Raw genomic sequence first — 23657 nt, forward strand, 5'->3', positions numbered from 1 at the left:
GACCCTGGCCGGCCGCTTCCGGATCGGCCTCGGCCGCCGCGACCCGGGCCCGGGCCTGGCGGCCTTCGGCGAGTGGCTCCGCAAGCGCTGACCGGCGCCGGCGCACCGCGAACGGCCGGGGCGCCGGCCACCCAAGGGATTCGGCGGCCGGCGCCCCGGCCACCCAAGGGATTCGGCGGCCGGCGCCCCGGCCGTCACGACTGCTGCCCGGGAGGGCTCAGAGCTTCTGCCAGGCCGGCTTGGCCGCGTAGGTGTCGCGGAAGTAGTCGGCGAGCTTGAGGCGGGAGGCGGCCGCCTCGTCCACCACCACGGTGGCGTGCGGGTGCAGCTGGAGCGCCGAGGCCGGGACGACCGCGGACAGCGGGCCCTCGACGGCGAGCGCGACGGCCTCGGCCTTGGCCTCGCCGGTGGCGAGCAGGACCAGGTGGCGGGCCTCCAGGATGGTGCCGATGCCCTGGGTGATGACGTGGTGCGGGACCTCGTCGATGCTGTCGAAGAAGCGGGCGTTGTCCTCGCGGGTCTGTCGGGTCAGGGTCTTGATCCGGGTCCGGGAGGAGAGCGAGGAGCAGGGCTCGTTGAAGCCGATGTGGCCGTCCGTGCCGATGCCGAGCAGCTGGAGGTCGACGCCGCCGGCCTCGGCGAGCGCACGGTCGTAGGCGGTGGCCGCCGCGGCGATGTCGGACGCGTTGCCGTCCGGGCCCAGGAAGGAGCCCTCGGTCAGGCCGAGCGGCTGCACAACCTCGCGCAGCACCACCGAGCGGTAGGACTCGGGGTGGCCGGAGGGCAGACCGACGTACTCGTCCAGCTGGCAGATGCGCGCCCCGGCGGCGTCCAGCCGGCCGTTGCGGACCCGCTCCGCCAGGGCCTGGTAGATCGGCAGCGGGGTCGAGCCGGTCGCCACGCCGAGCAGGGCGTCGGGCTTGTCGGTCAGCAGATCGGTGATCGCCGTGGCAATGAGTTCGCCGGCCGCACGGGCGTCAGGGACGATCACGATTTCCATACTGGGTCCACCGTTCTGAGGCGAGTCTGAGGTCTAGGCCTCCGAGGTCTAGACCAGTTTGCCGTGTAGGGGTGCCCCAGGTCCACCCGGGTTCGCTCCCGGGTGAAGTTCCGGCTCCCGCCTCTTCCGCCTGGTGGGGGCGGTCGGGGCCGGCCGTCGGGACGGGGTGTCCCGGCGGCCGGCTCCGGTGTTCGTGCCGTCTACTGCTTCCCGCTCCCCGGTGGTCCGGACGGCTGCCCGGTCGTACGGACGGCACGGGGGTGGCGGGTGCGGTGCCTCAGTGGCCCCGCGGTCAGAACGGGTTGGTACAGGTGGTGACCTGCTTGGTGACGTCCAGCGCCGGGCCGGCGGTCGCGCAGATCATGCGGGGCGCGGTGGCGGTCACCCGCTGGGTGACCGCCTTGGCGGAGCCGAACTGCACGGTGGTCGCGCTGGCGACCGTCTCCCACGGGCTGCCCCAGGCGGCCTGGGTGCGGACCTCGACCTGAACCATCGTCAACTGACCCGGGTCGGCGCTGACCTGGGCGACGCCCACGATGCCCCCGCCGTCGACCTGGTGCGAGATGCAGGGCCGGTTGAGCACCGTGGCGCAGGCCGCGGTGTCGGTCCCGGACGTCGCGGTGGCGGCTATGGCCGGAGCTGCCGCCAGGCCGGTGATCCCTGCCGCCGCCATCGCCGCAGCTGCGATCCGAGTGCGCATGATGTGAACCTCCTTGGAAATAAAGGGAATCTCACTGAGTGAGATGAGTCTTGCACACATCATGGACGTCGTGCGTGTGCATTGCGTCACACCCATGGTGACCGTTCAACTACATCCCGCAACCGTTCGCCATGTGTTCAGCACGCGGACAACTCCAGGTCTGACGGATGATCAACTGGTGGGCGGCATCACCATCCGCCGCCCGGCCGTCGCCCCGCCGTCCACCGGAACCGAGGCCCCGGACTGGTAGGCGAAGTCGTCCGAGGTCAGGGCCAGGATCGCCCGGGCGATCTCCTCCGGTTCGGCCATCCGTTCCAACCCCTCGATGTTCAACGGGCCGTAGGCCTTCTTGAACTGCGCCCAGGCCGCGTCCGGGATGCCCGGCGGGCGGACGAACGCGGTGTCCGTGGTGCCCGGGAGGATCGCGTTGACCCGGATGCCCCGCGTTCCGTACGCCAACGCCGCCGCCTTGACCAGCCCTTGAATCGCCCTTTTGCTCGCCGTGTACGCGCCGCCGTTCGGCCGGGCCTGCTCGGCGGCGGAGGAGGCGGTGCAGACGATCACCCCGCGGCCGGCCTTCAGCATGTGCGGGATCTGGTACTTGAGCGCCAGGAACACCCCGCGGGCATTGGTGTCCAGCACGTCGTCCCACTCGGCCACGCTCAGCTCGTGCAGCAGCTTGGAGCTGCCGATGCCCGCGTTGTTGACGGCGACGTCCAGCCCGCCGTACCGGGCCACGACCTGCTCGGTGAACCGTTCGACCTGGGCCGGATCGCGCACGTCGGCCGGGAAGTACGAGGCCTCGCCGCCGGTTTGGCGGATCTCCTGCTCGACCTGCCGCCCGAGCGCCGTGCGCCGGCCGCAGAAGCCGACCAGGGCGCCCTCCCGGGCGAAGGCCAGCGCGGCTGCCCGGCCGATGCCCGAGGTGGCGCCGGTGATCAACACCGTACGGCCCTCGAAGCGCGCCCCCGGGCGCCCGTCGGAACGCTCCGTGGATCCGGCCGGCGTCCCGCGGTGCCCGCGCGGATCGGCCTGGGCCTGCCCGGCGCCCAGGGTGGCGGCGGCCGCCCCGGCGAGGCCCAGGGCGGAGGCGCCGAGCAGTGCCCGCCGGGCCGGTCCGGCGGTGGAAGTCGAGGAGGAGATGGGGGAGTTGGTGTCCATGGCGGGAGCCTCGCAGGGCCCGCCCGGGGCCGCTTCGGCCGACCGGCCCGACCTCCCGGCCGGAAGGAGGAACCGCCTCCTCCCTGGGGAGGACCGCAATGGGGGCCCCGCCCGGCAGGGTTGGCGGTGTCCCATCACCCGTCCGGGTGGCGGTTTGCCCCGGGGGCGAATCGGACGGATACCATCGACCCGATCCCACGGAGGTGCCGCGTGGACACGGTCATCGTGCAACTACCCGGCCCGGCGCCCGTGATGGCGTCGGGCGAAGCCCCCGGCCTGCTGCGGATGGGCCCGGGCGAGGCCGCGGTGTTCGGGCGCGGGGAGCCCGGCCGGCCGGTCCCCATCCCGCTGCCCGACCAGGGCGTCTCCCGCCGGGCGGGAGAGGTGGCCGCGGCCGAGGACTACTGGCGACTGTCCAACTTCTCCAGCACGTCCACCTACGTGGTGGAGAACCTGGAGGGCGCGGGGGAGCACATCAAGGTGGCGCCCGGCCGGCTCGGCGCGCCCGTCCCGTTCGAACTCTCCCGGGTGCTGCTGCCCGCCCTCGGCGAGCCCGCCGCCTTCAAGGTCTTCGCCCCGCAGCACGCCTACCTCGACGGCCGTCCCGGCGGTGCCGACGGCGAACGCACCGTCAGCCCGTTCGCCCTGGACCCGACCGCCAAGTACTTCCTGGTCCTGCTCGCGCTCTGCGAGCCCCGGCTGCGCTCGCCCTCCGCCGCGGCCGTCCCCGGGGTGACCGAGGTGCTCGCCCGCCTGCGTGCCCTGCCCGGCTGTCGCGGGCTGAGCCGTTCGGCGGTGAACTACCACATCGACTACCTGGTGGAGACCAAGCTGCGGCTGCGCGAGCCGTACGAGGAGGGGGCGGGCGGCGGCAAGCGCGAGGAGTTGGTCGCGCTGGCGCTGAAGTTCGACCTCGTCCGGGAGGAGCACCTGGCCCTGCTCCCGTCCCGGCGCGCGGTCGCCCGGCCGTGACGCACGGCGCCCGACCCGAGCCGGACCCGCCCGGCGACGGCCCGGCGCCCGGCGGTCCGCCCTTCGCGGTCCCGGAGGGCTACCCGATCGCCGGTTACCGGCTCGGCGCCTTCCTCGGCGCAGGCGCCTGGGGCAGCGTGCACGCCGCCGAGGGCCCCGACGGCAGCCCGGCTGCCGTCAAGATCCTCGGCGCGTCCCGGTTCAGCCCCGGCCAGCGCGGGACCGTGGCCCGGATGGCCCGCAGCGAGCAGCGCTTCAGCCGCCGCGCCGACCACCCCCACCTGATCCGCACCCTCGCCGTGGTCACCGTCGAGGACCCGGACCACCCGGCGCTGGACGGCGCCGTCGCCCTGGTGATGGAACGCGCCGCCCGCAGCCTCCAGGACCTGCTGGCCGAGGCCCGCCCCGGCACGGCGGTGCCCGGCGCCGAGCGCATCCTGACCGAGGTCTGCGCCGGGCTGACCCACATGCACCGGGCCGGCTGGGTGCACGGGGACCTGAAACCGGCCAATGTCCTGCTGATGCCCGACGGCACCGCCAAGATCGCCGACTTCGGCCTCACCGCCGAACTGGAGGGCACCCACGCCTACGCCCCGCCGCTCGGCTCGCCCGACCACGTCCCGCCCGAGTGGTGGTCCGAGCGCACCGGCGCCCGCGGTGTCGCGGTGCGCCCCAGCGCCGACGTCTGGGCCTTCGGCGTGATCGCCCACCAGCTGCTCACCGGCGGCCTGCACCCCTTCCTCGGCGCCACCGCCCGGGCCCGCTCGCTGGCCGCCCAGGCGTACGCGCGGGGCGCCGCGCCGCTGCGGCTGGACGAGGCGCTGCCGGTGCGCTGGCGGGCCGTGGTCACCGCCTGCCTCGCCCCCGGACGGGAGCAGCGGACCCGGACCGAGCCGGCGGTGCTGGTCGCCCGGGCCACCGCCCGGCCGGCCCCGCGCCGACGCGCCGCCGTCCGGGCCGGCGCGGTCCTGCTCTCCTGCGGGCTCGCCGTCCTCGCCCTGGCCGGCGGGCCGGAGCCCGGCGGGCCGGGCGCCACCCCTCGGGCGGTGCCCCCGCTGTCCGGCGCGATCCCCGCCGGCTCGGACGTTCCGGTGGCCTACCGGGGCGTGATCGAGAGCACGGCACGGCGCTGCCCCGAGCCGGAGGTCACCCCGGTGCTGCTGGCCGCCATGCTGAAGGCCGAGAGCGGCTTCGACCCGAACGCCGCCCGACCGGAGACCGGCGAGTACGGCATCGCCATGTGGACGCCCTCCGTCTTCGAGGCGTGGGGCGAGGCCGCCACCCACGCCGGTCCCAAGTCGTACTGGGACCCGGGCGACGCGATCGCGGCGATGGGCAACTACGCCTGCTGGCTCGACCAGCAGATAAAGCGCCGCGGCTTCACCCGTGACCTGCCCGCCTTGGTCGCGGCGGCCTACCGGACCAGCGACAAGACCGTGGCGGCCGCCGGAGGCGTCCCGGAACGGGTTCGGACACATGTCGACAGAGTTCTTCAGTATCTTCACGACTACGGCGGGTGAGTGGCAAAACGGGATGAGTTATGCCACATCCATACGTATCCCGGCGCGGGCACCCGGGTGACGGGCCTCCGGTCTGGAATCCTCGGCGGCATGATCACGAAGCTCCGCGCGGGTGCCGCGCAATGGACCGTCGTCGTTCCGGTGGTGTCCTTCCTCGTCCTCGTCCTGACCTGGCACGAGGAGCTGCCCGGCTGGGTGGTGGCGGTGGTCGCCTGCTTCCTGGTGGGCGCCGTGCTGTCCGCCGTGCACCACGCCGAGGTCATCGCGCACTGGTCGGGAGAGCCCTTCGGATCACTGGTCCTCGCAGTGGCGGTCACCGTGATCGAGGTCGCACTGATCGTGACGCTGATGGCCGACGGCGGGGACAAGTCCGCCACGCTGGCCCGGGACACCGTCTTCGCCGCCGTGATGATCACCTGCAACGGCATCCTCGGACTGTCCATCCTGGTCGCCGCGGTCAAGTACCGGACCGCCGTGTTCAACGCCGAGGGCACCGGCGCCGCGCTCGCCTGCATCGCGACCCTCGCGACCCTCAGCCTGGTGCTGCCGACCTTCACCACCAGCACGCCCGGCCCGCAGTTCTCCACCACCCAGCTCACCTTCGCGGCCACCGCCTCGCTGGTGGTCTACGGACTGTTCGTCGCCACCCAGACCGTCCGGCACCGGGACTACTTCCTGCCCGTCACCCCCGAGGGCCGGGTGCTGGACGAGGAGGAGCACGCCTCCCCGCCCACCCTCCGGGCCGCCGGGGTCAGCCTGCTGCTGCTCGCCGTCGCCCTGGTGTCGGTGGTCGGCCTGGCCAAGGGCGTGTCGCCGACCATCGAGAAGGCGGTGGACGACGCCGGGCTCCCGCACGCCGTGGTCGGCGTGGTGATCGCCATGATGGTGCTGCTGCCGGAGACGATCGCGGCGCTGCGCGCGGCCGCCCGCAACCGGGTGCAGACCAGCCTCAACCTCGCCCTCGGCTCGGCGCTCGCCAGCATCGGCCTGACCATCCCGGCGGTCGCGATCGCCTCCAGCTGGCTCTCCGGCCCCCTCGTCCTCGGTCTCGACCCGGCGCACATGGTGCTGCTGACCCTGACGATCGTGCTGCTCACCCTCACGGTGATCCCGCGCCGGGCGACTCCGCTCCAGGGCGCGGTGCACCTGGCGGTGCTGGCGGGGTACGTGGTGCTGGCGCTGAACCCGTGAGGGCGCGCCGGCCGTAGTCGAGAGTGGAAGCCCCTGGCCCGTACCCCCCGCGCGGCCAGGGGCTTCCGGCGTTCCCGGGAACGCGACCACGCGGACCAGCGCGGTGCCCTGGCCGGCGGCTGGTGGTGGATCGTGCCGGGGCGTGGTGGCGGCCGCACTGGTCGGTTACCTGTACTGGCGCTCGTCTTCCAGGAGAGGTTCTGCCGTGGGCCCTGCGCTGGCCGGGGTCCTGCAGGCGCCGGCCCAGGACACAGGCGTCCGAAGCCGATGCGGGAGGCCCGGCCGGCCGCCGCGCCGACGGTGCACCTGGGCCGGCCGGCAGCCTCGTGCGCTGCGGGGCAACCGGCGGTGCGCTGCGAGGCACTTCGGGCACTGTCGGCTGCTTAGGTTCGCCGGGGCGGCCCTGTCGGGCCGTCCTGCCAGTGATCGCCTGCAGATGTCCGTCGGGTCGAACCAGTGCAAGCTGGGCGCGTTCTCAAGATCTTCATCAGGATTCCGGCGCCCCGTGAATTGGGGTGATCTTCAGTGGAAGCCGGGCAACCACGGCGGTGTCCCGCCGCGGATCGTGGACGAGATCCTCGCATGCGGTGATCTGGAGGGCACGGGTGGAAACGGCGCGGGAGAACGGCCGCGCCGCCCGGCACAGCACCATCGGCGGCGTCGAAAGGAACAGGTGTCATGTCCGGCAAGGTGAGAAGTTGCGTCCCGGCGGCGGAGTGGGACATGGTCGGCCGTTCCTCGGAACTGGCCGCGCTGCGCGCCTGTGCCGAGCAGGCCCGCGCCGGGAAGGCGCACTGCGTGGTGGTGCGGGGGAACACCGGGAGCGGGAAGACGGCGCTGCTCGACGGGTTCCGGCGCGACGGCGGCCCGGACGGGGCCACGGTGCTGTCCGCAGCCGGCCACCGCGCGACCGCGGAGACCCCGTACGCCACGGTCGGCCGGCTCTTCGGGGACCTGCGGGAGGCCGTGCCGCCCCGCCGGGAGCGGCTGATCCCGGCGGCTCCGTCACCGGGGCCCCTGGTGCTCGTCGTCGACGACGCCCAATGGTGCGACGAGCGTTCCCTGCGCTGGCTGGAGTCCCTGCTCCACCGGCCGGAAGGCCTGCCCCTGCTGGTCGTCCTGGCCTGGGGAGGGCCCGGCATCGGCCCCGGCGGCTCGGCCGGCCCGGCGTTCGGCAGGATCGTCCGCCACCCGGGAACCCGATTGCTGTCCCTTGGGCCGCTGACCGAGGCCGAGGTGGCCGCGGCTGCGGCACGTTGTCTGGGGCGGACGCCCGGCGCCGCCGCCGTGCGGCGCTGCAGGGAACTCTCCGGCGGGAACCCCCCGCTGCTCCGGCGCATCCTGACGCGGCTGCGCAGGGACGGCGTACGGCCCGGCTCCTGTGCCGTCGGCGACGTCGACGCGGCATGGCATCAGATCCACGCCTCCTTGGTGCGGGCACACCTGAGAGGCCTGTCGGCGACGGAACTCCTGGTGGTACGAGCCGCAGCCGTGCTCGGTTGGACCGATTCCCCGGCGGCGGCCGAGGAAGGCGCCGGTCACGTCGCGTCGCCCGAGCGCGTCGGCGCGCTCGCCGGCGTACCGGTCCGACTGGTGTCGGCGGTGCTCGGCGGCTACCGCGACGGCGAACTCCTCGCCGCCGGGGGCCCGGAGGCCCTGCGCGCCGCGGTCCTGGAGGCCACCCCGGCCGGGGAACTGGTCCGTCTGCGCACCGGCGCGGCCCGGCTGCTCAACGACGAGGGCTTCGCGGCCCCGGTGGTGGCCGGCCACCTGCTGCCGTTACCCCGGCTCGACGAGGGGTGGATGCGCGGCGTACTGCGCGACGCGGCCGAGCGGGCACGGCGGCACGACGACCGGTCCCTGGCCGCCCCGTACCTGCGACGGTTGCTGGAGGACGAGAGCGATGAGCGCAGTCGCGTTCGCACCGGGCTGGAACTGGCCGGAGCGCTGGCCGCCACCGACCCCGAGGCTGCGCTGGACACCTTGCGGGACCTGCTGAACCGGACCGCCGATGTCCGGCTGCGGGCGTTGGTCGCGCTGCAGTTCGGGATGACCGCGCAGGCCGTGGGCCGCCCGGCGCTCACCGAGCTCTCCCGCGCCCTCGACATGCTGCGCGCCGTACTGAGCCCCGACGGCGACGAGGCCGGCCGTGACCTGTGCTGGAGGATCGAGTCGGCCGTCCTCTCCGCCGGGTTGCACGAGAAATCCGCGTTCGCCGCCGTGCGGGAGCGGGCTCGCGCCGCCATGGCGCGGGAGCCTGCCGAGTCCGCCGGGGGCGGCAGCCTGCTCGTGCGGGCCCAACTGGGTGCGCTGGAAGGCGCGTCCGCCCGCGAGGTCGTCGACCTCGCCGCCCGGGCCATGGGAGCCGCGGGCTCCGGTGCCCCGGACTGGATGCGGGTCCAGGTAGCCGTGCTGTTCCACCTGGCCGACGAGCCCGGCAGGGCACTGGAGACGCTGGAACCGGCGATGGCCGACGGCAACGGATGCCTGCCCCGGTGGTGGCTGCTGGCGGACCGGTCGATGGTGCGTCACCGGCTCGGCGACATCCCCGCCGCCGTCGCCGACGCGCGGGCCGCGCTGGAGTGCATGGGCCGTCCCCGGCAGAGCCCCGGCTCCGCGTTGCCGTTCATCGCCTGGGCTGCCGTCCGGAGCGAGCAGGGAGCCACCGAGGCCGCCGAGACGGCCCTCGCCAGGGCGGCCGAGTCCGGCCTGGGCCAGTCGGTCCTCGGGCGGTCCTGGTACCTGACGACCTGGGCTCGTCTCCGGCTTCGCGCGGGTGACCCGGCAGGCGCGCTGGTCCGCGCCCGTCGCTGCGAGCACTGGTTCGCGGAGGCGGGCCTGGGCAACCCGGCGTGGGCGTCCTGGCGCACCGTGGCCGTCATGGCCCTGGCCGGGCTCGGCCGCACCGCCGAAGCCGTCGGCCTCGCTGAGGAGGGCCTGGAGCTGGCCCGTCGCTGGGGCACCCCCCACGCACTTGGCCACGCGCTCCTCGCGGCGGGCACGGCGGCCCGCGACGACCGCCGCGTGGACCTGCTGACCGCCGCGGTCGAGACCCTCTCCCGCTCGCAGGCCCGGCTGGACCGCGCCCGCGGCGAACTCCTGCTGGGCAGGGAGCTGGCGGGGCGCGGCGACGTCGGTGGCGCCCGTGCGCACCTGTTCCGCGCGTACGAGACGGCGCAGCGCTGTGGCTCGCGCCGGCTGGCGGCCAGGACCCGCGAAGCGCTGGCCGCCGCGGGTGCCGACCGCCCACGCCCGTCCCCCGTCGGTACCGGGCCGCTGAGCAGGACCGAGCGGCAGGTGGCCGAGTCCGCAGCGGCGGGCGCCACCAACCAGGAGATCGCCGAGAACCTGTTCCTCTCCCGGCGCACGGTGGAGACGCATCTGACCTCCACCTACCGCAAACTCGGGCTGGCCGGCCGGACCGACCTGCCCGCCGCGCTCCGCGCCCTCGCACAGCCTGTCGCCCGCCCCGCCACGCCGGCCGCTTCGTGACCGGCGGCACGGCGAGGACGACGGCTCCCGCACCCGGGCGGCGGCCGGTGACCGGTGAGGACGTCCTCGTCGAACGGGACGGGGAGACGGCACTCCTGCGCGAGGGCGTCGACGGGCTGCGCTCCGGCAGATCGGCGGTGATCGCGGTCGAGGGGCTCCCCGGCACCGGGCGCAGCGCGCTCCTGCGGTACGCCACCGCGGCGGCCCTCGACGCGGGACTCGCGGCCGCGTGCGCGTACGGCTCCCCGGCCGAGACGGACCGGCCCTTCGGCATCGTCTCCCAGCTCCTCGCGCGCCTGGACGCGGACGGCGCGGACGGCGCGGACGACCCGGCCGACCGGCCACTGCCCCTGTCGTGCCAGACGTTCCTCACGGCCGCGCGCGAGCGGCCGCTGTTCCTCGCCGTCGACGACGTGCAGTGGGTCGACACGGACTCGCGACGGTGGCTGGAGACCATGGCTCGGCGCACCCGCGGCGCGCCCCTCGTCCTCCTCGTCGCCGGAACGCCCGGATCGGTACCGGCCACCCTCCCCGGCACGGCCGCGCATCTCGCACTGCGGCCCCTGACCCGGGAGGGAGTGGCCGGGATGCTGGCCGCCCACTACGACAGGCCCGTCGAGGAAGCGTTCGCCGAGGCAGCCTTCGGCGCGTGCGAGGGCAACCCGGCGGTGCTGCGCTCGGTGCTGGCCTCGCTGGCGGCCGACGGCCTCGGACCCACCGCCGAGGCGGCGGTCGGCCTGCCGGGGCGCGCGGCTGAAGCGGTCGGCGACCGCACCGCCAGGCTCCTGGACGGACTCGGCCCCGAACTCGCCTCCCTGCTGCGCGCGATCGCCGTAGGCGGCCCCCACCTCGGCCTCCCCCAGCTCTGCGAACTGGCCGGACTGCGCACGCTGCCCGTTCCCCGCGCGCTGCGCCTGCTGACCGGTGCCGGCCTGGTCCTGGACGCGGAGCACCCGAGCGCGCCGTCGGGCGTGGCCGACCGGGTGCTCGCCGGACTCACCGTGCGGCAGCGCGAGGACCTGTGCACCCGCGCCGCCGCACTCGGCCACCGCATGGCCCTCCCCGACGCACCGCTGGCCGAACTGCTCCTGGGCGCCCGGCCCAGTGGGGCCGGATGGGCGGCGGATGCCCTGACCGGCGCCGCCGCCCGGTACCGGAGCACCGAACCCGCCCGCGCGGCCCGCTTCCTGGAACGCGCGCTGGCTGAACCGCTCGAACCCCAGCGGCGGGCACAGCTGCTCGTCGACCTGGGCCTGGCCGCCTTGACGGACGCCCCCGACAGCGGCGAACGCGCTCTGTGGCGCGTGCTGTACAGCCCGAAGCGCGATGTGCCCCTCGCGGCCCGGCTGCACGCCGCCGACCTGCTCGCCGTGTGCGGCCACGCGGCCACGGTACGCCGCAGCACGGCGGTGGCCTGGTCGCTGCCGGGGGCCGACCGGGCGGAACGGAGCGCCTTCCAGGCCCTGTACTGGCTGATCGGAGGCGGAGCGCCGATGGAGGAAAGGGTGGACGTCCCGCCCGTACCGCCGTTGTGCGGGCCACCGCACGGACCCGCCCAAGCAGGAGTCCTGGCCCTGCGCTCGGCCCTCGCCCAGAGCCTGCCGCTCGCCCGCGTGCGCACCTTGGCCGAGGCCGCGCTGCGTTCCGACAACGGCCATCCGGTGCTGTTCACCGCCCGGTTGGCGGCCTGCTACACCCTGGCCCTGACGGACGCGTACGAGGAAGCGGCGGCCGGTCTCGACGGGATCGTCGCCGAGGCCCGGAGACAGGGCGTGAGTACGGCCGTCACGGCGGCGCTGAGCCTGCGCGCGATGGTCGCGCTGCGCCGTGGATGGCTGGAGGAGGCGGACCGGGACCTTGCGGAGGTCGAGTGGGCGGAGCTGCCCGGCTCTGCGACCGTCAAGGCCAGACCGATGATCGCGGCCATGCGCCTGCTGCTGCACCTGGAACGGGACGAGGTGGACGAGGCGGGCCGGTGTGCGGCGGCCGAGATGCCCGTACGCGCGGCGAACGACTTGTGGTGGCCGATGTTCCTCCACGCCAGGGGCCTGCTGCGGCTGCGCACCGGCGACCACGAGGCGGCCCTGTCCGACCTGCTGGAGTGCGGGCGCGGGCTGCTGGCCAGAGGATGGACCAATCCGGCCGTCGTGCCGTGGCGTTCGGCTGCGGCCGCCGCCCGGCTGCGCTGCGGGGACCGGGCCGCAGCCGAGCGCATGGCGGCGGAGGAGCACGCGGCGGCCGAGGCGTGGGGGAGCGCGAGCGCGGTTGGCACGGCCCTGGTCGCCCTGGGCCAGGTGACCGAGGGCGAGCGGTCCTGCGAGGCCAGGGCCGCGGCGGCCCGACTGCTGCGGGACGCCACCCCACCCGAGTGGGGCACCCCCCGCCGCGCCCGCCGGGTGCGGGAGCTGACCGGCGAGCCCTGCACTCTTCCGGAGCCGTGGGACGCCACGGCGGAGCCCACGGGGCTCCGCGGACCGGCGGCCGGGCGGGAACTCACCGCGGCCGAGCAGCGCATCGCCGAACTGGTCCGCGGCGGCATGACCAACGCGGCCGTCGCCCAACGGCTCTCGGTGTCCCGGCGGATGGTGGAGATGCACCTGACCCAGGTCTACCGGAAGCTCGGCCTCTCCGGTCGGCAGGATCTCTCCCGGCTCATCCCCCAGGAGGACTGACTCCCTTGCTGCTCGAACGGGACACCGAACTGTGCGCGGTGGCCGACGCCCTGGACACCGCCGTGACCCACGGCAGTTCACTGACCGTCGTCACCGGGGCCTGGGGCGCGGGCAAGACGGCGCTGCTCGACCACCTCGCGCAGCTCGCGGAGGAGAAGGGCGTAGGGGTGTTACGTGCCGACGCGGCGCGGCCGGAGCGGGAATTACCCTTCGGCGTGGTGCGCCAGCTCTTCGAGCCGGCGCTCGCGGGGGCAGCGGTCCGGGAGCGGTGGCTGGGCCCGGGCGCCGAGGCCGTCCGGTGCGTCCTCGCCGAGAAGGCGCCCGCCCCGGAGGACGGCACGCACCCGCACCTGTTGCGGGAACTGCGCGCGCTGACCGCCCGCATGGCCGTCGACGAGCCGCTGCTCATCGCGGTGGACGACGCGCACTGGGCGGACGAGGCCTCGCTGCGCTGGCTGGCGTACTTCGCCAGACGGCCCACCGCGCAGCCCGTCACGGTCGTCGTGACCCTCGCTGACGGCGACCCCGGGGCCCGGACACCCCTGGTGCGGGACCTCCTCGCCGCGGCCGGCCGTACCCTGCGGCTGCGCCCGCTGTCCCCCCAGGGGACCCGGGCTCTGGTGGAGCGGAGCTTCGGGGAGCCCGCGGACGACGTGTTCGCGCGGGTCTGCCACGACGCCTGCGGGGGCAGCCCGATGGTCACGGCCGCCGTCGGCCACACCCTGCGCCGGGCGGGGCTGCGGCCGGTCGCGGAGCACGGCGAGAGGGCCGCGCGCGTGAGCCCGCCCGCCCTCCGGGAACGGCTCGCCCTGCGCCTGGAACAACTCCCCTCACCCCTGCCGGAATTCGCGCGGGCCGTGGCCGTCCTGGGGGAACAGGCCGAGCCGGAGCTCCTGGCGCGGCTCGCGGAGGTGGACGCCGTCGGGTGCCGCGCGGCCGAACAGGCACTGCGGGCACTGGGCCTGCTCCGCCTGCGTCCCGGCTCGTTGGTGCCGGTCTTCGTCCATCCCGTCTTCCGGGACGCCGTGGAGGAGATCACCGCCGTCGAGGAACTGCAAAGGCTGTTCAGCCGGGCGGCCGTGCTCCTCCTCCGGGCAGGCCACCCGGCTGAGCAGATCGCCGCCCGGCTGATGGCGACGGCACCGTCCGCCTCGTCCGACGCGCCCTGGACGGTCACCGTGCTGCGCGCGGCCGCCGATGCCGCACTCGACCGCGGTGCGCCCGAAGACGCGGTGCGCTTCCTGCGCCGGGCCCTCCAAGAAGCCTCCACGGACGGCGAGGACCGTGCCGTGGTCCTGGTAGACCTGGCCGGTGCCGAGCGGATCACCGACCCCTGGACGGCCGCGCGGCACGTCTCCCAGGCGGTGCCCCTGCTGCCCTCGGCCGAGCAGCGGGCGGCGGCGCTGCTGCGCATTTCGCCGTTCGTCTTCGACACCGCGGCACCGCAGACGGTCGACCTGTTCCGCGAGGTCTTCGCCGCGCTTGGTCCCGGCCATGCGGCGGGCGACGCCGGACACGAGGTGGCACTGCGGCTGGAGGCCCGGGTCCGCTGCGCGGAACCCACTGCTCCCGGACGGCTCGCGGACTCGGTGCGGCGACTGCGGGAACTGGGCCCTGAACCCGGGCTGGGGACCGGCGCGCAGCGCGAACTCGTGACCGTGCTCCTGCACGATGCGGTGGCGGCGGGAGGGATCGCGCGGGAGGACGCCGTCCGGCTCGCCCGGCAAGTCCTGGAGCGCGAACCGGCGGTGCCCGAGCTGTCGTACACCACCCTGCCTCTGCTGGCGGTCACGCTCGTGGCGGCGGACGACCTGACCGACCTCGCGGCCTGGCTGGAGACGCGCCTGGCGCGCTCCGCACAGCAGAACGCCCTGGTGTCCCAGGTGATCACGGGGACCGAGCTGGCCCTGGTGCGGCTGCGGTCCGGGGACGTGGCCAGGGCCAGGTCCCTGGCCCTGGAGACCCACCGGCTCGCCGGGGAGCGGTGGGAGGATCAGGCGGCGGCCGGAGTCGCCCTGGCCGCCGTCGCCGTCGAGACCATGGACCCGCGACTGTGCGACCGTCTCCTCGCGCAGGACTCCGGCTCCGCGTACGGAGAGGCCGCCGACGTCCACCGCGGCGTCACCTACCGGATGCTCCGCGGCGTACGCGCCTTCCAGCGGCGCGACGACGCCACCGCCCTGGACCACTTCCTCGCCTGCGGCAGGCGGCTGGAGCGGGACGGCTGGCGCAACCCCGCGCTCGGCCCCTGGCGTGCCTGGGCGGCCCGTGCCCACTGCCGCCTCGGTGACGTGCAGGCGGCCGAGGAGCTGATGCGCGAGGAGTGCGAGCGGGCCCGGGCCTGGGGAGCCCCCGCCGCACTCGGCCGTGCCCTGCGCGTGCACGGCACGCTGGCCGGCGGGGAACGGGGAAGGGGGCTGCTGCGCGAGGCGGTGGACGTGCTGCGGGGCTCGCACCACCGCCTGGAACTGGCCAGAGCGCTGGTGCAGCTCGGCGGCCGGGAGGCCGGCGAGGGAGGCCCGCGGGCGGAGGAACTGCTGAGGGAGGGTGCCGCGCTCGCCGAGGCCTGCGGGCTGCCCGGTCTCTCGGCCCGCGCCCGCGCGCTGCTGGGCGGACCGGTTCCGGACCCGGTCCACGGCCTGTCCCCGGTGCAGCTCACGGTGGCCCGGATGGCGGCCCGCGGGCTGTCGAACGGCGCCATCGCCGGCGAACTGGGGGTGACACGGCGCGCGGTGGAGAAGCACCTCACCGCCGTCTACCGCAAGCTGGCCGTCCGCAGGCGTACGGAACTGGCCGGGGCACTGCGCACGCCCGGATCCGGCTGAGCGGCCCCTTCCGGCCGTCGGGCGTGCAGCCGCGCGGGGGACGGCCGGGCGGAGCCCCGCGGCCGAAGCGCCCGGAAGCCCGCCCGCGGCGCCGTCAGGCGGAAGCCCGCGCGTACAGGTGGTCGTCCGCGGTGAGAATCGCGTGGTGGACCCGGCGGGTGGCGAGGCAGGGTTCGAGGCCGAGTTCTTCCCGGAGGGTGTTGCGGGCCACCTGGTAGACGTGCAGGGCGTCCGCCCGCCGGTCGCAGCGGTAGAGCGCCAGAATGAGCTGCCGATGAAATGCCTCGTGCAAGGGGTGCTGGCTGAATAACGAATAGAGCCGGCCCACCGCGTCACGGTGCCGGCCCAATGCCAGTTCCGATTCCATCCATTGCTCGGTGCAGTCCAGGCGGGCCTGGTCGAGCCAGTTCACGAAGCCGTTGATGATGGGGCCGCTGCGCAGTCCCCCGAGGGCCGTCTCCTGGGACAGTTCCAGCGCGGAGCGAAGCTTCTCGACGGCCTCGTGGTGCGCCCCGGCCCGTGCGGCGGCCCGGCCCTCCTCGGCGAACCGGCTGAACACGTGCGCATCGAGCTCGCCGGGCTCGACGTGGATGAAGTAGCCGGGGGAGCGCGTGACGATCGGGCTCTCGGCCATGCCGCAGGAGCGCAGGAACTTCCGTAGCTCGCAGATGCGGACGTGGACCGCCGTGGTGGCGCGCAGCGGTGAATTCCCGCCCCAGATCTCGGAGATGAGTTCTTCGAGCGACACCACGTGATTGGCCCGGGCCAGCAGCGATGCGAGGACGATCTCCTTCTTGCGTGCCGAGAGGAAAACCGGTTCGCTGTCGTGCATGACGTGGAGCTTGCCAAGAATTCTGTACCGCACGTGATACTCCAAGTACTCAGATGGGGCAGCCGTTTCGACGTCGTGGGGGAGCGGCGGATGAAAAGTGACGCAACGTCATCCAGCCGTGTTGGAAACCTAACCGGCGCCGATCGGCGCGGTCAACGGAAACGGAAAAGGCTGCGGTGGCGGTTCGGACCGAACCGCCACCTGGTGCGGAGGCGCCCCACGGTCCCGTTCGGAGGGGGTGGTACGGGGGCGGCGGGCCGCCGCCCCCGGAGTGCTCACCGGCCTGGCGCACCGCACAGCACGAGATTCGCCTGGAACCGGTGGCGCAGCACCTCGCTGCGCAGTTCCCGCACGCCCACCTTGCCCACGTAGCGGCCGCCGGTGCCCACCGCGTGGAGCACCTGCCACTCGCCGGCGAGGATGGCGTTGACGTCGATCCAGCCCGCCGTCTGGACCTCCCCGTCGGGCAGGGTGATCTCCTCCCGGTAGAAGGCCATCAGGTGGCCGTTGGACGGCTGGTTGACGACCTTCCAGCTGTGGCCGACGAGGTGGCCCACGGAGGTGCCGTCGGCGGTGAAGAACTCGTCGGTGTGCGTGCTGCGGTCACCGGCGCTGAAGCCCCCCTCCGAGACCGCCCTGTAGTCGAGGTTCACCGTCTCGGACAGGCCGGTGAGCGCGAAGCAGTCGCCCGCGGGCTTCTCCGACACGGTCATCGGCTCCGTGACCATCGAGGCCGCGCACTCGGGGCACATCTCCACCGCCGCGCGGAACGGGTCGATCAGACGCATGTCAATTCCTTTCGGTTGTACGGGACATGAAGGTGTTTCAGAGGAAGGTCGAAACGTGGGAGCGTCCTGCGCGGCGGCGGCACGGACGGGCTTCCGCGGCCGTCCGTGCCGCCGCCGGGCGGCTCAGCGGCCGTCCGGTCCCGCGGAGGCGGACCCGAACCAGCGGCCCAGGGCCGCCTCCAGCCCCCGCACGTCGGGTGCGAGGCCCTGCGGCGCGACCCAGGCGACGTGCCCGTCCGGCCTGATCAGCACGGCGGACAGGCCGTCGGCCGTGGCCTGCGGACAGGTGGCGGTGACCACGTCCAACCGGTCCGCCCAGCCGTCGGCGACGCCCTTCAGCTCAGGCGCGCCCGACAGGTCGAGCAGCACCCCGCGCGCCCGCTCCAGCAGCCGCAGGCTGCCGTACGTGGAGCCGTCCGGAGCCGTCAGCTCGCGGTGCGGCATGCGCTTGCCCACGAGCGGGTGCTCACCGCCGAGGTCGTACCGTACGTCGACGGCGCTGAGCTCCCCGGCCATCCGGTCGTTCACCTCGGCCGACTCCAGGGTCTCCGCGACGACCGTGCGCAGCGCGTCGATGTCCGGGCCCCCGGTCATCAGGACGTTCTGCGCCCGGGTGTTGAGCAGCACGCGGGCCGCGACCGGGTGGCGCTCCTGCTCGTAGCTGTCCAGCAGGCCTTCGGGCGCCCGGCCGCCGACCTCGGCCGCGATCTTCCAGCCGAGGTTCACCGCGTCGTGCACCCCCAGGTTGAGTCCCTGGCCGCCGAACGGTGGGTGGACGTGCGCCGCGTCACCGGCCAGCAGCACCCGGCCGACGCGGTATCGCGCCGCCTGCCGGGTGGTGTTGCCGAACCGGCTCAGCCACTGCGGCGTCGCGCCCGAGAGGTCGATGCCGGCGACGGCGGCGACGGTCTCGCAGACCTCCTCGAAGCTCGGTGCCGCGGCCCGCCGCACCGGCGGCCGGGTGAAGTCGCCGACGATGAACCGCAGCACGTCCTCGCCCGCCGTGGAGACCGCGACGGCGGAGACCGCGAGCCAGCCGCGCTCGCTCCGTACGAAGGGGAAGGGCCGCTGCCTCAGCCCGGGGAGGTCCCGGCTCACCCCGGAGACGTCGGCCAGCAGGACGTCCGCCGTGGCGTCGGTCCCGGGGAATTCGACGTCGAGGAGCGACCTGACCGTGCTGCGGCCGCCGTCGCAGCCGACGACGTACGCGCCCTGGAGCCGGTACGGGCCGTCCGGGCCCGTCACCTCCAGCTCCGCGCAGTCCGCGTCCTGGCGCAGCCCCGTCACCTCGTGGCCGCGCCGGACCTCGGCGCCGAGCTCCTCCGCCCACTCGGCGAGCACCCGCTCGATGCGTGCCTGGGGCAACAGCAGCACCGCGTGCGGGCTGTCGAGCCGGCCGAGGTCGATGCCGACCGGCAGCAGCGCGAAGTGGCTGTAGCGGCCGGTCCGGCTGCCGGTGAACCGGTCGAGGATCCCGCGCTGCTCCCAGATCTCGATCGTCCGCGCGTACACCCCCGGCGCGCGCGACTCGCGTTCGCCGGTGAATCCCGGACGCCTCTCCAGGACCACCACCTCCACGCCCGCGAGCCGCAGTTCGGCGGCCAGCATCAACCCGGTCGGGCCGGCGCCGCAGACCACCACCGGTCGCCGGGTCTCGTTCGTCGTCATGCGGATCACTCCTTGGTGTGCCGAGCGCTGAGTACGGTGCGCAGGTACCGGGCGAGGGACACGGGAGCCGGGTGGTCGTAGACGACGACCGGTTCCAGCAGCAGTCCGGTGGCCTCGCACAGGCGGTTGCGCAGGTCGAGGGCGGTGAAGGAGGAGAACCCGGCGTTCTGGAACGTGACCTCCGCCTCGACGGCGTCCGGCGTGTCGTGTCCGAGCACGGCGGCGGCGTGGGTGCGGATGATGTCCAGCAGGACGCGCTCCTGCTCCTCGTGGGAGGCGCCGGCGAGGCTCTCGCTCAGCCGCCGCTGTTTGTCGGTGTCCTCCAGGACCTGGGGCGGCTCGGCGGCCTTCTCCGGGGCATCCGGGGCCGAACGGATCCACCAGGCGGACAGGGCGGGCAGCACCTCGCCCAGCGCGGCCCGGCGGCCGTCGTCCAGTTCCAGTCGCTCCGCCAGTGCATCCAGGTCCCCGCCGGTCACCGCGTTCCAGAACTCCGCTTCGCCCCCGCTCGCGCGGTGCGTGCCGCGGACGGCGGCCGACTCCAGCCAGTAGCGCCGCCGCGGGAAGGCGTAGGGCGGCAGGGCGACGCGGTGCGCGCCGGGGAGCACGGCCTCCCAGTCCACGTCCACGCCGTTGGCCCAGGCCCGGGCGAGGGCGTCCAGCGCGCGCGGGGCCTCGGGCCGGCCCCTGAGGAGCACCGGTGCGCACACCGTCTCACCAGGGGGCAGGCTCAGCTGTGCCATGGAGGTCAGCACGGCGTCCGGGCCGAGTTCGAGGTAGGTGGACACGCCGGCGTCCCTCAAGTGGCGGACGCCGTCGTGGAAGCGGACGGTCGCGCGGATCTGCCCGGCCCAGTAGCCGGGCGAACACAGCTCCTCGGCGGTGGCCGGGCGGCCGGTGACGAGCGAGACGACGGGGATCGTCGGCGGGTGGTACGTCAGCGTCTCGGCGACCGCCCGGAACTCCTCCAGCGCGGGCTCCATGAGCGGTGAGTGGAAGGCGTGGCTGACCTGGAGCGGGGTGGTCCTGCGCCCCTGCCCGGCGAAGTGCCGGGAGACCCGCTCGGCCGCCTCCCGCTCCCCGGACAGCACCAGCGCCCGGGGGCCGTTGACGGCGGCGATGCCGACGGCGTCCTCGCACCCGGCCAGCAGCGGCAGGACCTCCGCTTCCCCGGCCTCCACGGCGATCATGGCGCCCCCTGCGGGCAGCGCGTCCATCAGCCGCGCCCGGGCGGCCACCAGGGCGGCCGCGTCCGGCAGGTCGAGGACCCCGGCCACGTGCGCGGCGGTCAGCTCGCCGATGGAGTGCCCGGCGAGCCGGCCGGGCGTGATCCCCCAGTGTCGCAGCAGCCGGTACAGCGCCGTCTCCAGGGCGAACAGCGCGGGCTGGGTGAAGGCGGTGCGGTGCAGCAGCGCCGCCTCCGGGCTGTCCGGCGCGGCGAACACGACCTCGCGCAGCGGACGTTCCAGGTGGACGTCCAGGTGGTCGCACACCTCGCCGAACGCCTTGGCGAAGACCGGGAAGGCCTCGCTCAGTTCGGCCCCCATGCCCAGCCGCTGGCTGCCCTGGCCGGTGAAGAGGAAGGCGGTGCCGCCTGCCCCGGTTGCGGTGCCGCGCACGAGCCCGGACGCGCCGCGGTCCCGCGCGAGGTCCGCCAGGGCGGCCATCAGCTCCTCGCGGTCCCGCCCCACGACCGCGGCGCGGTGCGGGAAATGGGTCCGCGTGGTCGCCAGCGACAGACCGACGTCCGCGGCCCCGGTCTCCGGGTGGTCGAGCAGGTGGCGGTGCAGACGCCGCGCCTGGGCCCGTACGGCGCTGCGGGTGCGGGCCGACAGCACCCACGGCAGCGGGCCTTCCTGCGCGGGCTTCCCGGCCGCCGGCTCCTCGGCGGCGGGCGGCTGCTCCAGCACGAGATGGGCGTTGGTGCCGCTGATCCCGAAGGAGGAGACGGCCGCCCGGCGGGGGCGGTTCGCGTCCGTCTCCCACGGCGCCGCCTCGGTGAGCAGCGAGACGGCCCCTGACGACCAGTCGACGTGCGGGGTGGGCTCGCTCACGTGCAGGGTCTTCGGCAGCACGCCGTGGCGCATGGCCAGCACCATCTTGATGACGCCGCCGACGCCTGCCGCGGCCTGGGTGTGGCCGATGTTGGACTTGAGCGAGCCGAGCCGGAGCGGCCGCTCGGCGGGCCGGCCGCGCCCGTAGGCGGCCAGGACGGCCTGGGCCTCGATGGGGTCGCCCAGGGCCGTGCCGGTGCCGTGCGCCTCGACGGCGTCCACGTCGGCGGGGGTGAGGCGGGCGTCGGCGAGGGCCTGGCGGATCACCCGCTCCTGCGCGGGCCCGCTCGGGGCCGTCAGGCCGTTGCTCATGCCGTCCTGGTTGACCGCGCTGCCGCGGACGACCGCGAGGATCCGGCGGCCGTTGCGCCGGGCGTCCGACAGGCGCTCCAGCAGCACCAGGCCCGCGCCCTCGGCCAGCCCGGTCCCGTCGGCACCGGCGGAGAAGGCCTTGCAGCGGCCGTCGGGGGACAGCCCGCGCTGGCGGCTGAACTCGACGAGGGTGTTGGGCGTGGCCATCACCGTGGCACCGCCCGCCAGCGCGAGCGCGCACTCGCGGCCGCGCAGCGCTCGGACGGCCAGGTGGATGGCGACCAGCGACGACGAGCAGGCGGTGTCCAGCGTCACCGCCGGACCCTCCAGGCCGAAGGTGAAGGAGATCCGGCCGGAGGCGACACTGCTCGACGTGCCGGTCATCAGCTGGCCTTCGAACTCCTCGGGTGCCTCGTGCGGGTGCGGCGCGTAGCGCATGTCCGCCACCCCCACGAAGACGCCCGTACGGCTGCCGCGCAGGGTCTCGGGGACGATGCCCGCCCCTTCGAACGCCTCCCAGGCGGTCTCCAGCAGAAGCCGCTGCTGTGGGTCCATGGCGGTGGCCTCACGCGGGCTGATGCCGAAGAACTCGGCGCCGAAGTCGCCCGCGTCGTGCAGGAAACCCCCGCCGGAGGCGTATGTCGTTCCCGTGCGGTCCGGGTCGGGGTGGCACAGGGACGCGAGGTCCCAGCCCCGGTTGCCGGGGAAGGCCGAGACGGCGTCGGCCTCCGTCTCCAGGAGCCGCCACAGCTCCTCGGGGGTGCGGACGTCTCCGGGGTAGCGGCAGCTCATCGCGACGATCGCGATCGGCTCGCCGGCCGCTTCCTCGGCCTCCCGCAGCTTCTCCCGGGTCTCCTGCAGGTCGGCCGTCACCCACTTGAGGTAGTCGAGCAGCTTCTCTTCGTTGGACACCGTGGGCCTCTCCTCGTCGGCATCGGTCGGTCGGTGGGACATCAGCGGCCCGCCGTCCGGCCGAGGCCGTTGTCGATCAGGGCGAAGATCTCCTCGGGCGACGCCTCGGCGATCCGCTGGGAATCGGTCGGCCGGGCGGCGGCCGGCTCCCCCTCCGGCCGACGGGGCCGTCCCCAGGCGGCCACCAGGTCCTCCAGCCGCTGGACGATTTCCTGCCGTACGTGGTCGTCCGCCTCGGCGGCACCGCTCAGCACGGCCTCCACACCGGCCAGTTCGGCGAGCGCCGCATCCCCGGCGGCGGGCTCGCCGGGGAGCAGCGCCCCGTGCAGATGACGGGCCAGCGCCTCGGGCGTCGGGTGGTCGAAGACGAGGGTCGCGGGCAGCCGCAGCCCGGTCGCGGCGACCAGCCGGTTGCGGAACTCGACGGCGGTCAGGGAGTCGAAACCGCTCTCCTTGAAGAGGCGTGCGGCGTCCACGGTGTCCGGCGTCGCGTGCCCGAGCACCGCGGCCGCGTGCCCGCGCACGAGGTCGAGTAGCGCACCCTCCCGTTCGCCCGGCGGGAGGGCGAGCAGCCGGCGCTCCCAGGAGTCGGCCGGTGCCGCCCCCGCCGCTGCGGCCGCGCGGCGCACCGGGGCACGCAGGACGCTCCCCAGCACGGCCGGCAGGGTGCCCGACTCGGCCCGCTCCCGGAGCGCGGCCATGTCGAGCCGGGCGGGCACGACGACCGGCTCGGCGCCGGAGAGGGCCTGGTCGAACAGGGCGAGGCCGTCCTGCGCGGTGAGCGGGATCATGCCGCCGCGCGCCATTCGGCCCAGGTCGGCACCGTCCAGGTGAGCGGTCATCCCGGAGCGCTGCTCCCACAGGCCCCAGGCCATCGATACGGCGGGCAGGCCCGCGCGGTGCCGCCGCTGGGCGAGGGCGTCGAGGAAGGCGTTGGCCGCGGCGTAGTTTCCCTGGCCCGCGGCGCCGACTGTGGCGGCGGCCGAGGAGAAGAGCACGAACGCGGACAGGTCGGCGTGGCGGGTGAGCTCGTCCAGGACCACGGCCCCGTCCACCTTGGGCCCGAAGACCCGGTCCACGTGGGCCTCGGTCAGTTCGGTGACGACGGCGTCGTCGAGGGTGCCGGCGGTGTGGATGACGGCGGTGAGGGGGTGTTGGTCGGGGATCTGGGTGAGCAGGGTGGTGAGGTCGTGGGGGTTGCTGGTGTCGGTGGCGGTGATGGTGATGTGGGCGCCGAGTGCGGTGAGTTCGGCTTCGAGTTCGGTGGCGCCGGTGGCGTTGGGGCCGGTTCGGCTGGTGAGGTGGAGGTGGCGTGCGCCGTGGTGGGTGATGAGGTGTCGGGCCAGGAGTGAGCCGAGGGTGCCGGTGCCGCCGGTGATGAGGATGGTGCCGTCGGGGTTGAGGGGTGTGGGGAGGGTGAGGGCGATCTTGCCGGTGTGGCGTGCTTGTTGGAGGTGTCGGAAGGCGTGGGGTGCTTGGCGGATGTCCCAGGCGGTGACGGGGAGGGGGTGGAGGTGGCCTTCGGTGAAGAGGGTGAGGAGTTCGGTGAGCATCTGTT

Annotated in this window: 14 protein-coding genes; 6 read left to right on the forward strand and 8 right to left on the reverse strand. The window is 74.7% G+C overall.

Annotation, left to right across the window (positions count from 1 at the left end):
* Positions 1–217: 217 nt before the first annotated feature.
* The 3 genes from nagB to AB0O11_RS32755 all read right to left on the reverse strand — a co-directional run bounded on the left by nagB (position 218) and on the right by AB0O11_RS32755 (position 2861).
* A complete protein-coding gene (gene nagB, locus AB0O11_RS32745; RefSeq protein ID WP_363394309.1) occupies positions 218–1000 on the reverse strand; it encodes a glucosamine-6-phosphate deaminase in 783 nt (260 codons plus the stop codon).
* Between the two features lie 292 nt (positions 1001–1292).
* Positions 1293–1700, reverse strand: coding sequence for a hypothetical protein (locus AB0O11_RS32750; protein ID WP_363394311.1), 408 nt, complete (start codon positions 1698–1700; stop codon positions 1293–1295).
* 171 nt (positions 1701–1871) lie between these two features.
* A complete protein-coding gene (locus tag AB0O11_RS32755) occupies positions 1872–2861 on the reverse strand; it encodes an SDR family NAD(P)-dependent oxidoreductase (protein ID WP_363394313.1) in 990 nt (329 codons plus the stop codon).
* A 210-nt stretch (positions 2862–3071) separates the two neighbouring features.
* On the opposite strand from AB0O11_RS32755, the gene AB0O11_RS32760 reads away from it, so the two are divergent.
* The 6 genes from AB0O11_RS32760 to AB0O11_RS32785 all read left to right on the forward strand — a co-directional run bounded on the left by AB0O11_RS32760 (position 3072) and on the right by AB0O11_RS32785 (position 15533).
* A complete protein-coding gene (locus AB0O11_RS32760; protein WP_363394315.1) occupies positions 3072–3833 on the forward strand; it encodes a serine/threonine protein kinase in 762 nt (253 codons plus the stop codon).
* Positions 3830–5353, forward strand: coding sequence for a serine/threonine-protein kinase (locus AB0O11_RS32765; RefSeq protein ID WP_363394317.1), 1524 nt, complete (start codon positions 3830–3832; stop codon positions 5351–5353). The genes AB0O11_RS32760 and AB0O11_RS32765 overlap by 4 nt, the downstream gene beginning before the upstream one ends.
* Before the next feature lie 90 nt (positions 5354–5443).
* Positions 5444–6544: an ionic transporter y4hA gene (locus AB0O11_RS32770; protein ID WP_363394319.1), complete on the forward strand. Its 1101-nt coding sequence runs from the start codon at positions 5444–5446 to the stop codon at positions 6542–6544.
* 678 nt (positions 6545–7222) lie between these two features.
* Positions 7223–10036, forward strand: a complete 2814-nt coding sequence (locus tag AB0O11_RS32775; protein WP_363394321.1) for an AAA family ATPase — start codon at positions 7223–7225, stop codon at positions 10034–10036.
* A 47-nt stretch (positions 10037–10083) separates the two neighbouring features.
* Positions 10084–12708, forward strand: a complete 2625-nt coding sequence (locus AB0O11_RS32780) for an AAA family ATPase (protein WP_363394323.1) — start codon at positions 10084–10086, stop codon at positions 12706–12708.
* 5 nt (positions 12709–12713) lie between these two features.
* On the forward strand, positions 12714–15533 hold the full coding sequence (locus AB0O11_RS32785) for an AAA family ATPase (RefSeq protein WP_363394325.1): 2820 nt from the start codon (positions 12714–12716) through the stop codon (positions 15531–15533).
* Between the two features lie 94 nt (positions 15534–15627).
* On the opposite strand, the gene AB0O11_RS32790 is transcribed toward AB0O11_RS32785, so the two are convergent.
* The 5 genes from AB0O11_RS32790 to AB0O11_RS32810 form a co-directional block, all read right to left on the reverse strand.
* Positions 15628–16365 carry an AfsR/SARP family transcriptional regulator gene (locus tag AB0O11_RS32790; protein WP_363394327.1) on the reverse strand — a complete coding sequence of 246 codons (738 nt, stop codon included), beginning with the start codon at positions 16363–16365 and terminating at the stop codon, positions 15628–15630.
* Between the two features lie 275 nt (positions 16366–16640).
* Positions 16641–17153, reverse strand: a complete 513-nt coding sequence (locus AB0O11_RS32795) for a hypothetical protein (protein WP_363394329.1) — start codon at positions 17151–17153, stop codon at positions 16641–16643.
* Between the two features lie 123 nt (positions 17154–17276).
* Positions 17277–18821, reverse strand: coding sequence for an FAD-dependent monooxygenase (locus AB0O11_RS32800; RefSeq protein ID WP_363394331.1), 1545 nt, complete (start codon positions 18819–18821; stop codon positions 17277–17279).
* A gap of 5 nt (positions 18822–18826) precedes the next feature.
* Entirely contained in the window at positions 18827–22099 is a 3273-nt protein-coding gene (locus tag AB0O11_RS32805; RefSeq protein WP_363394333.1) for a beta-ketoacyl synthase N-terminal-like domain-containing protein, read from the reverse strand.
* 41 nt (positions 22100–22140) lie between these two features.
* Positions 22141–23657: SDR family NAD(P)-dependent oxidoreductase (locus AB0O11_RS32810; RefSeq protein ID WP_363394335.1), on the reverse strand; the 1517-nt coding region annotated here is incomplete at its 5' end.

Origin of the sequence: Kitasatospora sp. NPDC093102 (assembly GCF_040683915.1) — a bacterium.
In the GTDB taxonomy this organism is placed as follows: domain Bacteria; phylum Actinomycetota; class Actinomycetes; order Streptomycetales; family Streptomycetaceae; genus Kitasatospora.